The 11,324-nt window shown below is 37.6% G+C and carries 10 protein-coding genes; 9 read left to right on the top strand and 1 reads right to left on the bottom strand.

Features of this window, described 5'->3' with window-relative positions:
* Positions 1 to 580: 580 nt before the first annotated feature.
* Complete coding sequence (locus tag BM201_RS08345; protein ID WP_092541518.1) at positions 581 to 1,366, bottom strand: 3-keto-disaccharide hydrolase; 786 nt, start codon at positions 1,364 to 1,366, stop codon at positions 581 to 583.
* Positions 1,367 to 1,592: 226 nt separating this feature from the next.
* Here BM201_RS08345 and BM201_RS08340 point away from each other — a divergent pair, with 226 nt between their 5' ends.
* From BM201_RS08340 to BM201_RS08300, 9 genes are all read left to right on the top strand, one after another.
* A complete protein-coding gene (locus BM201_RS08340) occupies positions 1,593 to 2,057 on the top strand; it encodes a (2Fe-2S)-binding protein (protein ID WP_092541516.1) in 465 nt (154 codons plus the stop codon).
* A gap of 15 nt (positions 2,058 to 2,072) precedes the next feature.
* Positions 2,073 to 4,346: a xanthine dehydrogenase family protein molybdopterin-binding subunit gene (locus BM201_RS08335; protein WP_092541514.1), complete on the top strand. Its 2,274-nt coding sequence runs from the start codon at positions 2,073 to 2,075 to the stop codon at positions 4,344 to 4,346.
* A 72-nt stretch (positions 4,347 to 4,418) separates the two neighbouring features.
* Positions 4,419 to 4,937: a cupin domain-containing protein gene (locus BM201_RS08330; protein WP_092541512.1), complete on the top strand. Its 519-nt coding sequence runs from the start codon at positions 4,419 to 4,421 to the stop codon at positions 4,935 to 4,937.
* Between the two features lie 73 nt (positions 4,938 to 5,010).
* On the top strand, positions 5,011 to 5,613 hold the full coding sequence (locus BM201_RS08325; RefSeq protein WP_092541510.1) for a YkgJ family cysteine cluster protein: 603 nt from the start codon (positions 5,011 to 5,013) through the stop codon (positions 5,611 to 5,613).
* 126 nt (positions 5,614 to 5,739) lie between these two features.
* Entirely contained in the window at positions 5,740 to 6,252 is a 513-nt protein-coding gene (locus BM201_RS08320; protein ID WP_092541508.1) for a DUF4494 domain-containing protein, read from the top strand.
* Between the two features lie 358 nt (positions 6,253 to 6,610).
* A complete protein-coding gene (locus BM201_RS08315) occupies positions 6,611 to 8,251 on the top strand; it encodes a TldD/PmbA family protein (protein WP_092541506.1) in 1,641 nt (546 codons plus the stop codon).
* A 25-nt stretch (positions 8,252 to 8,276) separates the two neighbouring features.
* Positions 8,277 to 9,593, top strand: a complete 1,317-nt coding sequence (locus BM201_RS08310) for a TldD/PmbA family protein (protein WP_092541504.1) — start codon at positions 8,277 to 8,279, stop codon at positions 9,591 to 9,593.
* Between the two features lie 97 nt (positions 9,594 to 9,690).
* Entirely contained in the window at positions 9,691 to 10,311 is a 621-nt protein-coding gene (locus BM201_RS08305) for a DUF4159 domain-containing protein (protein WP_092541502.1), read from the top strand.
* 12 nt (positions 10,312 to 10,323) lie between these two features.
* Positions 10,324 to 11,319: an AAA family ATPase gene (locus tag BM201_RS08300; protein WP_092541500.1), complete on the top strand. Its 996-nt coding sequence runs from the start codon at positions 10,324 to 10,326 to the stop codon at positions 11,317 to 11,319.
* Positions 11,320 to 11,324: the final 5 nt, after the last annotated feature.

Raw genomic sequence — 11,324 nt, 5'->3', positions numbered from 1 at the left:
CATCTAACTTAGCTATGCTTTGCAGTAGCTTTCGAATACTTTTAACTTTGTTACCAATCTTGTGAAAGGTTGCCCCCACTGGGAGATCTAACACAAAAGTCCAAAGTGTTTTTACTGATGTCGATACCTACATAAATACTTTTCATAACTTTGTAAAGCTTTCCAAAGAAGGATTTTATCAATAACTCAACTCCTTGATAATGGGCTTGTATCCCGAATTTCTATTAGAGATTGTTGATGAAAGTCTGAACTTAGGTCTGAATCGAACTTTGAACTTTATGTTCTGAGTGAAAATAGTGTACCCAAGTTCCGCTCTCTTTTCTTAGTAATACTGCTCTCAAATAACAATATAAGTCTAAAGGAGCGGAATAGAATGTAGCCGAGAAATCTCTTTTCGTTGATATTTAGGATAGCCTTCTAAAAGTTCTCGATAAAATCTTGATTTCGCTATCGCTTCATTCTAATAAAATCAGATCTAATGCTCCAAAATACCAAGCGTCTAGCTTACCAAAATTCTACTCACAAAAAAATCCGACTAAAAATTTAGCCGGATCCATTAGCTGAAAATCGATATTTATAATTATAATTTTCTAACCCAAATATTTCTAAATTGAACTTTGGTGCCGTGATCCTGTAAAGCGATCACATCTTCTTCATGAGCTTCTGGATAATTATGCAATCCAATATAAAGCGTTAAGCCCTGAATCGTTGTATTGTTTTGTACAACAACTCCATTATGAAGCACGGTGATCTTGGCTTTTTGATCTATTTTTCCGTCTTTAAAACGTGGTGCAGTGTAAATCACATCGTAAACATTCCATTTATCAGGAGAGCGCATAGCGTTCACTAATGGCGGCACATCTTTGTAAATACTTCCTGCCTGCCCATTGCTGTAAGAACGATTATTGTAAGAATCTAAAATCTGTAATTCGTATCTATTCTGAAGGAACAATCCGCTGTTTCCGCGCCCTTGCCCAGAGTTCTCAACTTTATCTGGCGCACTCCATTCGATATGGATTTGTGCATCACCAAATTTCATTTTAGTTTGAATTCCGCCAGTTCCAGGAACAACTTCAAAATAACCATCTTTTATCGCCCAGGGAGCTGCATTTTCGGTATTTGCCTGACTGACCCACTGGTCCAAATTCTCACCGTCAAAAAGAACGATCGCATCTGAAGGTGCATCGCCAGGTTTTTCACCCGGAGTGATTTTTTCTACCTGTGGTTCCCAAATTTCAGTCATTTCCGGTTTCATGGGCATTGGAGATTCTTCAGGCGGAGTAGTAGGAGCATCAACTTGAGAAAAACCGATGGCAGAACATCCAATTCCGAATAAAAATAGTGCGGCTATTTTAGATTTTTTCATATTCGTTAAAAATAGTGTGTAATTTAATTTTTTCTGAAATATAAAGAATAACAAATAAAAAGCCTTTAAAAATTACGGAATTATAAAATTATGAGAGAAAATGTTGAATATAGATTTTTAAACTTATTCGATATAATTTCAATTTTTCTATTTAAAACAATTCCAAATAGATAGGATTTAAGACTGTTTAAAGATTATTTTAGTAATTTTTATGAAAAATCATGTCATGGCGAAATTCAATCTTAATATCAACGGTGAAGATAAAACCGTAGATGTCGACCCAAGTACCCCACTTTTATGGGTTTTAAGAGATCACTTAAATCTGGTTGGAACAAAATATGGCTGCGGAATTGCCCAATGTGGGGCTTGCACGGTTCATTTTAATGGATCTGCAGTACGATCCTGTCAGTTACCCGTTTCTTCTTTGGAAGGAAGTAAAATTAGAACTATTGAAGGTTTATCTGAAAACGGAGATCATCCTGTACAACAAGCGTGGTTAGAAATCGATGTTCCGCAATGTGGTTATTGCCAGGCGGGTCAGATTATGTCTGCTTCAGCATTATTGGAAAGCAATCCAAATCCTTCAGATGAAGAAATAGAAAACGCAATGAATGGCAATATTTGTCGCTGCGGAACCTATAGCCGAATTAAAGCTGCGATAAAAGCAGCTTCAAAATCCCAAATAGCCTAATTTAACCTCAGAAAAATGACAAAGAAAAGCACAACAGTAAATAGAAGATCTTTTATAAAAAGTGTTGGTATTGCCGGTGGTGGTTTGCTTATTGGTTTTAACTGGCTAGCGTGTAAACGTAGCGAAGAAGTTGCCGTGGCAGACGCCGCCTTAGAAATGCCAGATGAATGGTTTGAACTAAACGGTTACTTAAAAATAGGCGATAATGGAGTAGTAACGATATATTCTCCAAATCCTGAAATTGGCCAGAATGTAAAAACCTCGATGCCTATGATGGTGGCCGAAGAGCTTGATGTAGACTGGAATAATGTGATCGTAGAACAAGCGCCTTTAAATACTGAATTATATTCAAGACAGCTTGCCGGTGGTAGTCAATCTATTCGCCAGGGCTGGGAACCGCTAAGAAGAGCGGGAGCAACGGCAAGATATATGTTATTAGAAGCTGCTGCAAAACAACTGGAAGTTCCGGTTGAAGATCTAAGCGTAGAAGACGGAGTCATTTCACATTCGGGTAGTGATAAAACTATTTCCTACGGAGAGATTGCGAAAGCCGCTGCAGAAATCGAAATTCCAGAAGAAGATAAAGTGGTTCTAAAATCTAAGAACGATTTTAAGATTATCGGTTCTTCAAGAAAAAATGTAGATGCAAAAAAGATCGTGACCGGGCAACCGCTTTTTGGTTTGGATACTTATAAAGAAGGAATGCTAACGGCCATGATCGTTCATCCGCCAAAATTTGGAATGGAATTTAAATCGATGGATGCCGAGAAGATTAAAGAAATGCCTGGTATTAAAGACGTTTTTACGATCGATACTTATCCTGAAGATACTCAAAAGCAGTGGAGTGATGTTTCTGCCTTTAGCAAACTTGTTGTTGTTTTAGGTGAATCTACCTGGCAGGTGATGCAGGCTAAAAAAGCACTAGAGGTAGAATGGGATTTAAATCCAGAATTGACCAAAAAGATCGAAATTCTTGAAAAATCTGCCGGGATGGGCGAGGTGAGTGGTTTAGAAAGTTCAGCAACTCATACTTCTTTGATGGCCGATGTTGGTTCTAAAAAAGCAAAAGCGATACGAAAAGATGGCGATCCTGAAGCTGCTTTTAAAAATGCAGTGAGAGTTATAGAGCGTTCATATACTTGTCCGTTTTTGGCGCACAATTGTATGGAACCTATGAACTTTTTCGCTAATGTCACCGCAGATAAAGCCGAATTACTAGGGCCAATCCAAACTCCGGAATATGCCGAGAAAACGATTCAGTCTCGTCTAGGTTTAGATTTAGAAAATATAGATATCCAAATGACCAGAATGGGAGGTGGTTTTGGACGTCGTTTATACGGAAATTTCCTGGTAGAAGCTGCTGTGATTTCTCAAAAAGCTGGTGCGCCTGTTAAGTTGGTGTATTCTAGAGAAGATGATATGACAGATGGTGTTTATCGCCCGGCATATCACGTAAAATATAGAGCTGCTTTAGATGCTAATAATAATATTACTGCGTTTCATGTAAATGCAGGAGGAATAAAAGAGAGTCCGTTATTTGCTAATCGTTTCCCTGCCGGGGCTATCGATAATTATTTAGCGGAAAGCTGGACGGTAGATAGTAATATTTCTATTGGAGCTTTTAGAGCGCCAAGATCGAATTTTATTGCCGGTGCCGAGCAATCGTTTTTAGATGAACTTGCTGAAGAAACCGGCCAGGATCCAATTCAGTTTAGATTAGATCTTTTAAAGAAAGCAAAGGAAAATCCGGTAGGTGAAAATAACGATTATGATGCTGCTCGTTTTGCCGGTGTTTTAGAAATGGTAAGAGATAAATCTGGTTGGAAAAAAGATGATCAAAATCTAAATCGCGGAATCTCGGCATACTATTGTCATAATTCTTATGTAGCCCAGATCCTGGATCTTCGAGTAAAAAATAATGAGCCTATTATCGATAAAGTGGTGTGCGCGGTAGACTGCGGAATTGTAGTAAATCCAGATGCTGCTAAAAATATGGTTGAAGGCGGAACGATAGACGGTATTGGCCATGCTTTATACAGTAAAATTAGTTTTGAAGATGGAATGCCGCAACAAAGCAATTATGATACGTATCGCTTAATTCGTCATAAAGAAGCACCGAAAAGTATAGAAGTTTATTTTGCTGAAAATGGTATAGATCCTACAGGATTAGGTGAACCACCGTTTCCACCGGTTATTGGTGCTTTAGCCAATGCTTTATATAAAGCAACCGGGAAACGTTTCTATGATCAGCCTTATATTTCAGGACTTCAGGGTGACTTAAAAACATAAAGCTTTATTAAAAGCGCTGATTAGTTTGCTTCTTTTAGAAGCTTCTTTTTACATTTAACAAAAAAGAAAGCTATGAGAAACCGATCAGCGCTGGCTATTTTAACTATAGCAGCAAGTTTATGTTTTAGTTGTAATCAAAAACCTTCCGAAGAAAAAGAAAAATCTTCAGCAGCTGAAAGTAAAACCGAAACCCAAAAAACTACTTCAGATCTTATTTTTGAAAAAGGAAAGAAAACTTCCGCAGAGAAATTTGAAGGGAAAGTTTATATGAACCTTTTAGTGCCTGAAGATTCTGTGTATACCACAAAATCAGGTTCAGTTACTTTTGAAGCCGGTTCCAGAACCAATTGGCATTACCATCCTAGCGGCCAGATTTTAATGGTTACCAATGGCGTTGGATTTCATCAAATTGAAGGACAGCCTAAAGAAGTAATTAAGAAAGGCGACGTAGTGAAAGTTCCAAAGAACGTAAAACACTGGCATGGAGCTTCTGTAGAAGAAGATATGACACATGTTTTCGTGATTCCAAATGTTGAAATGGGCGGCTCTAAATGGTTTGATCCTGTGACCGATGAGGAGTTTAAAAACTAGATCTAATATTTAACAATTTCAGCCTAAGATTTTTTAAAATCAGATTCGATTTTCAACTAATTTCGCCTTTTGAATGAAATTAGAAGAAAAAGTAAGGGCAGTCGAAAGTTTATTCGAAACCCTTTCAGAAGAGCTTGAAATTTTTCAGGCTCAGGCTGGTTTTAGTTGTGCTGTAGGATGCGGAAAATGTTGTGAAAAACCAGGAATCCAGGCTTCGCCTTTAGAATTTTTGCCCTGGGCATTTCAGTGTTTTTTATCTGGAAAAGCTGAGGAAACTTTAGCACAGCTAAATACATCTACTCTAGAAATTTGCCATTTATATAAAACTTTAAGTTTAGAAAGTGGTTTGGGAAGATGTTCGTCTTATCACGAACGCGGATTGGTTTGCAGGCTTTTTGGTTATGCTGCACAGCGAGATAAATTGGGGAAACTTCAGCTGGTTAGTTGTAAAATTTTAAAGGGACAGTCGGTTGCTTTTCAGAAAACATCTGTAGCAATTAATGAAGAGCTGGCAGTACCGGTTTTTAGTGATTATTATTTACAATTGGCACAAATAGATTTTAGTTTAGGAAGAAAAATTATTCCTATTAACAAAGCGATGAAAGCTGCTTTAGAAGAAGTTTTACAATATTATTCGTATCGTCCTTTTCCAATTAATTGGAAAAGAACTGCTTAGATTTTTGATTAATATTGATTAAAAAACGCATTCATTTTTGAAATTTAAACTTGTGAATATCTAATCTTAGGATTACTTTCTTGGCAAGCTTTAAATTTTATTTTTGCGCTCCTAAAAATTTAAGACATGAGCGTAATTTGGTATGAATGTAAGGTGAAATACAGAAAAACACATGAAACAGGCGAGCAAAAAGTGGTAACAGAAGTGTATCTGCTGGATGCAGTGTCTTATACTGAAGCTGAAACCAGAATTACTGAAGAAATGCAGAAGCTTACCAGCGAAGATTTTATGATTAAAAACATTAAGATCGCTAATTTCGCTGAGGTTCACCCTTTTGATAATTCAGATCGTTGGTTTAGATCAAAAGTGTCTCTTATTGCGATGGACGAGGAAAGTGGAAAAGAGAAAAAATCGAATAGCTATATGCTGGTGCAGGCAAACGATGTAAAAGAAGCTTTTGAAAATACTGAAAAAGCGATGGAAGATACCATGGGAGATTACAGCATTCCGTCGATCACAGAATCGCCAATTTTAGATGTATTTCCATATTTTACAGGAGAAGAAGAGCAGCTGGAAAAATTTAATATGATGGATGCTGTAGAAACGCTAAGCGAGGAAGCAAGCCAGGAAGAAGAATAAATAATTGTTGCCGAAATTTAAGAATTTCGGATATAGAAATACCTAAATTTTAAGCCTCTCAGTTAGTTACTGTGAGGCTTTTTTTTTCAGCAAAATTGAGAAATAAAATATTTGAACTCTAAATATGTTGCAAACTCTTTATTAAAGAAATTAATAATGCTGTATTTAAGTTTGTATTATGTTAAATTTTGATAATTTAAGACAAAATTATAGGCTATTTTTCTTTATAGTGTTAATATTAGAACGGTTTTACAAGGATTCGCTTTATATAAATGCTAACCACGTTTTATAACGATGCCCAGGTAATTTAAAAAAACAAACCACAAATACGTTAACCAACTCAAAACAAACTCAATTTATGAAAAGAAGAGACTTTGTCCAACTAACCGGGATGGGGTTAGGGGCTATGATGCTTCCTTTATCAACGATGGGAAGCAATATTGCTGCTGAAGCCCTTTTAGAACCGGGATTAGATGTAGCTGCGAAAAAGATTCTTGCCGATGTTGCTTTAAATACTGCTCGAAATCTTGGTGCGAGTTACGCAGATGCTCGTATTGGTCGATACTTAAATCAATATGTATTTACACGTGAAGATAAAGTGCAGAATGTAGTAAATACCGAATCCTTTGGAGTAGGTATTCGTGTAATTGCTGAAGGAACCTGGGGATTTGCTTCCACCAACGATGTGACTGAAGACGGAATCAAAAAAGCGACCAGTCAGGCTGTAGCCATTGCAAAAGCGAATTCTAAAATTCAGAAAGAACCAGTACAATTAGCACCAGTTGAAGCGCACGGCGAAGTGAGCTGGAAAACGCCTATTAAAAAAGATTTTAAAGAAATTCCGGTTTCTCAAAAAGTAGAATTGCTTTTAGATGCGAATTCTGCTGCGATGAATAACGGAGCCAATTTTGTGAATTCCTCGTTATTCATGGTGAACGAGCAAAAGTATTTTGCTTCTACAGATGGATCGTATATCGACCAGGATATTCATAGAATCTGGCCAACTTTCGATGTAACGGCTATAGATCGTACGGCAGGAAAGTTTAAATCCAGATCTGCTTTAAGCGCACCAATGGGAATGGGCTACGAATTTTTAGACGGTTTAGAAAGTGAAAAATTAGTTGGCCCAGCCGGCTTAAAATTATATAGAAATAGCTACGATATTATAGAGGATGCCACTTTAGCTGCTAAACAGGCTAAGGAAATGCTTACGGCAGAATCTGTTCAGCCAGGAAAATACGATCTTGTTTTAGAACCTAATCATTTAGGACTTACCATTCACGAATCGGTAGGGCATCCGCTAGAATTAGACCGAGTTCTTGGATACGAAGCGAACTACGCGGGTACCAGTTTTGCGACTTTAGATAAGTGGAAATCTGGTGACTTTAAATATGGTAGTGATAAAGTAAATATCGTTGCAGATAAAACACAACCACATTCCTTAGGAGCTGTTGGTTATGATGATGAAGGTGTAAAAACCAAAAAATGGGATCTTATTAGAAATGGAATTTTAGTGAATTACGAAGCGATAAGAGATCAGGTAAAAATTATCGATCAAAACGAGTCTCATGGTTGCTGTTATGCACAAAGCTGGAATGATGTTCAGTTTCAAAGAATGCCAAATGTTTCTTTAGAACCGGGGAAAGAAAAATACTCGGTAGAAGAAATGATAAAAGATGTAGAAAAAGGAATTTATATCGCGGGTCGTGGTTCATATTCGATCGATCAACAGCGTTATAACTTTCAGTTTGGAGGTACCGTTTTTTACGAAATTAAGGACGGGAAGATCGTAGGAATGTTAAATGATGTTGCGTACCAGTCGAATACCCAGGAGTTTTGGAACTCTTGCGTAAAGATCTGTGACGAGAGTGATTATCGTTTATTTGGTTCGTTCTTCGATGGAAAAGGTCAGCCACCACAGGTTAGCGCCGTTTCTCATGGAAGTTCTACTTCGCGATTTAAAGATGTAAATGTGATCAATACAGGAAGAAGCATCTAAATTCTCTAACCTAACAAATTAAAAAATGGCAATATATACTGAACAAGAAGCTCGTGAAATTCTTGATAAAGCAATGAGCTTTTCTAAAGCAGATGCTTGTGTAATGTATTTAAGCGGAAGCGAAAGCGGAAATATTCGTTACGCTAGAAATACCGTTTCTACAGCAGGGCATCAATCCAACCAATCTTTACAGGTGGTGGCCAACTACGGAAAGAAATCTGGAACCGCAACAATCGATGAATTTGATGACGATTCTTTGCAAAGTGTTGTAAAACGTGCTGAAGAATTAGCACAGCTTTCTCCAGAGAATCCTGAATTTATGGATCCTTTAGAGCCACAAACCTACGACAGACCCGTAAATTATGTTGAAGCAACAGCGAATATTAAGCCAGAATATCGCGCTGAAGTTGCTGCAAGTAGTATAAAACCAGCTTCAGAGCAAGATGTGACTGCAGCTGGATTTTTAGATGATGGTGCATCATTTAGAGCCATGCTAAATTCTAAAGGATTGTATGCTTATGATAAATCGACCAGTGTAGATTTTACGGTAACCATGCGAACTAATGATGGTACAGGTTCTGGATGGGTAACCAGAGATTATAATGATATTTCTAAGTTCGATCCAGAAGAGGCTTCAGCAATAGCAATAGAAAAAGCAGTACTTTCTAAAAAAGCAAGAGCGATCGAGCCAGGAAGATATACCGTAATCTTAGAACCTGCTGCGGCCGGCGATTTACTAAGAAATATGTATCGTTCTCTTGGCGCACGTACTGCAGACGAAGGTCGTAGTTTTATGTCTAAAGAAGGCGGCGGAACCAAGCTTGGCGAAAAAATAGTAGACGAACGTGTAAATATTTGGAGTGATCCTTTGCATCCAGATGTTCCAACGGCGACGTGGAATGGTGATGGTTTACCGCTTAAAAAAACAACCTGGTTAGAAAACGGGGTTGTTAAAAATCTTGCTTACGATAGATATTGGGCGTCAAAAAGTGGCGTAGATCCTGTGCCTTTTCCTCCAAATATGATTATGGAAGGTGGTGATATGTCTCGCGAAGAATTAATTAAAAGCACTAAACGTGGAATCTTAGTAACACGATTCTGGTATATACGATCTGTAGATCCGCAAACTTTGCTGTACACAGGTCTTACGAGAGACGGAACTTTTTATATCGAAAATGGCGAAATTAAATATCCTGTAAAGAATTTTAGGTTTAATGAAAGTCCGATTATCATGCTAAATAACCTGGAAGCTTTGGGCGAACAGGTTCGAGTGAACGGAAGTTTAATTCCGTATATGAAAATTAGAGACTTTACATTTACCAGCCTTTCAGACGCTGTTTAATTTCTCCTGAAAATATATAATCCATAATCTCATGAATTTTTTGGGATTATGGATTTGATTTTAACTAAAAGAAAATTCATAACCGAAGCCCCTCAATTTGAATAAGGATTTTTTCTTTACCAGATTACAATACGAATCGGGAGATTGGGATGTAGACCAGCGAATGCCTTCCAACCTTTTAAATTCTTTGATCGAATATACCTCGTTGCCCGTAGATACTCAGGAAAACATTATTTCTCTGGGAAGTGATGAAATTTTTAACTGCCCTTTTTGCTATTTATCGGGACACAAATTGGTGCAATTTACCAAAGCCGAAAGCGATAATTTTAAAAAGTATATTGAAAACGGCGGATTTGTATTTGTAGACGATTGCAATCATGATATCGACGGACTTTTCGCAAAATCCTTTGAACGGCAAATGGATGAACTTTTTGGGCCTCAGAAATTAAAAAAGATCCCAAACGATCACCAGATTTATTCCAGTTTTTTTGAGTTTGAAGATGGCCCGCCAACTACTTCACAAGAACTAAATGGTTGGGGAGACGATTTGGTGCATGAATATCTTAAAGCGATCGAAATTAATGGGAAAATTGGGGTTTTGTATTCCAACAAAGATTATGGTTGCGAATGGGATTATGATTTCAGAAATAAAAGATTTTATAGAATAGATAATACTCGCTTTGGTGTAAACATCGTGATGTATGCGCTAACGGCATAAGAGTTTTAAAATATGAATACAGAATTAACAAATCTTGAAAAAGAAATAGAGCATCTAACCACGAAGATCGAACTTCTAAAAAAAGAGATAGGTAAGATCATTATTGGCCAGGAAGAAACGATAGAGCAATTATTAATTACGTTTCTGGCTGGCGGTCATGCATTGCTGGAAGGTGTTCCCGGATTGGCAAAAACCTTAATGATTAGAACTTTATCTGATGCGATAGATCTTAAGTTTAGGCGAATTCAGTTTACGCCAGATCTTATGCCTTCAGATATTATTGGTACAGAAATTTTAGAAGAAGATCATTCTACCGGTAAAAAGTTTTTTGAGTTCAATAAAGGGCCAATTTTCTCGAATATTATCCTCGCTGACGAAATTAACAGAACACCACCAAAAACACAGGCTGCTTTGTTAGAAGCCATGCAGGAGTTTGAAGTGACTTTTTCAGGAAAAACCTATAAACTGGATAAGCCATTTTTTATTCTGGCTACTCAAAATCCTATTGAACAATCGGGAACATTTCCTTTGCCAGAAGCACAGCAAGACCGTTTTCTATTATATATAAAGATTGGATATCCAACAGAGCAGGAGGAAACCAGTATTTTAAAAAGTACCACAAGTTCAGTAAAAACAAAAGTGAATTCGGTTATCAGCGGAGAAGAAATTGTGCGCCTGCAACAGCTGGTTAGGGAATTGCCAATTAGTGATGATCTAATAAGTTATGTGAGCAAAATCGTTAGAGCAACACGACCCGAAACTTCAACCAACAATTTTGTAAAAGAATGGGTAAGTTGGGGAGCAGGGCCAAGAGCGGGACAGGCCATGATCCTAACGGCAAAAGCCAGGGCCTTATCGCAAAAAAGACTTGCGGTAACCAAAGAAGATATCGATGCGGTGGCTTATCCTGTGTTGCGCCATCGGGTGATCGTGAATTTTAAGGCGGAAGCTGCACGAATAACCTCAGATGAGGTTACTAAAGATCTTTTGAAGAATATCGCTGTTTAGCTGAA

This window comes from Zunongwangia mangrovi (assembly GCF_900112105.1).
Classification (GTDB): domain Bacteria; phylum Bacteroidota; class Bacteroidia; order Flavobacteriales; family Flavobacteriaceae; genus Zunongwangia; species Zunongwangia mangrovi.
The sequence above is the reverse complement of the archived record's forward strand: the minus strand, read 5'-3'. Positions and strand labels throughout refer to the sequence as shown.